Here is a 1,079-nt window from a genome sequence, read left to right as displayed (position 1 = left end):
CTGGGAATACACGCGAGTCAGCTCTATCAGTGGCGATCTAAAGCACAGCTGCAGCAAGACACATCCGAGCGAGAGCGGTCGTTGGCAGAAGAAAACGCCCGCTTGAAGCGCCAACTAGCCGAGGCAAATGAAGAGCTGGCCATCACAAAAAAGGCCGCGGTGTACTTTGCGAAAAGCCTGAAGTGAAGTACGCCTTTATCCACCGTCATCGTCAGGCGTTCAGTATTCAGCGTATGTGCCATGTTGTCGGGGTCGCTCGGAGTGGCTACTACGCTTGGCGGCAACGCGAAGGCGCATCGTCCCCAAAACGCAGCCAGCAAGCCATTATCGATCAGCATGTGGCCAAGGCTTATCACCAACGCAAGGGCCGCTCAGGCGCCCCGAGACTAACGCTAGACCTGCGAGATGATGGGATGCCGATCAACCGTAAGACGGTGGCTGCCAGCTTACAGCGTCAGGGCCTGCGCGCTAAAGCAGCTCGTAAGTTCAAGGCCACCACGAACTCACGGCATTCGCTGCCAGTCGCACCGAATCTACTAGAACAAAACTTCACGGCCTCAGCTCCTAATCAAAAGTGGGTGGGTGACATTACCTACTTGGCGACGGGCGAAGGCTGGCTTTACCTGGCAGTGCTCATTGATCTTTACTCTCGTAAAGTGGTCGGTTGGGCAATGAGTGAGCGTATGACGGCCGATCTTGTCTGTGACGCGCTACAGATGGCGCTATGGAAACGCAAAATGCCCAAAGGCGTGATAGTCCATTCGGATCGAGGTAGTCAGTACTGTTCCACGCGTTACCAGTCGCTGCTTACCCGGCATAAGCTTACGTGCAGCATGAGCGCCAAAGGCAACTGCTATGATAATGCCTGTGCCGAAAGCTTCTTCCACAGCCTCAAGGTTGAAGCGATCCATGGGGAGCAATTTACAACGCGAAACGATATGAGGCGCCAGGTGTTTGAGTACGTCGAACTGGACTACAACAAACAACGGCGGCACAGTGCTATTGGGATGATCAGCCCAGAGGCCTTTGAAGCCCGAATGATCGCTTAAACCAGTGTCCACTGTTGCTGGGTAAGATCA

At 54.4% G+C, this 1,079-nt stretch carries 1 protein-coding gene; it reads left to right on the top strand.

From position 1 onward, the window contains the following. Positions 1 to 1,049, top strand: a protein-coding gene (locus tag L1249_RS17375; RefSeq protein WP_235253803.1) for an IS3 family transposase whose coding sequence is annotated in 2 segments (ribosomal slippage) — positions 1 to 145 and positions 145 to 1,049 — 1,050 coding nt annotated over the 2 segments. Because the reading frame shifts where the segments join, the coding sequence is not laid out codon by codon here. This gene is flagged as partial in the annotation. Positions 1,050 to 1,079: the final 30 nt, after the last annotated feature.

Origin of the sequence: Halomonas sp. Cn5-12 (assembly GCF_021532545.1) — a bacterium.
Lineage (GTDB): Bacteria > Pseudomonadota > Gammaproteobacteria > Pseudomonadales > Halomonadaceae > Vreelandella > Vreelandella aquamarina.
The sequence above is the reverse complement of the archived record's forward strand: the minus strand, read 5'-3'. Positions and strand labels throughout refer to the sequence as shown.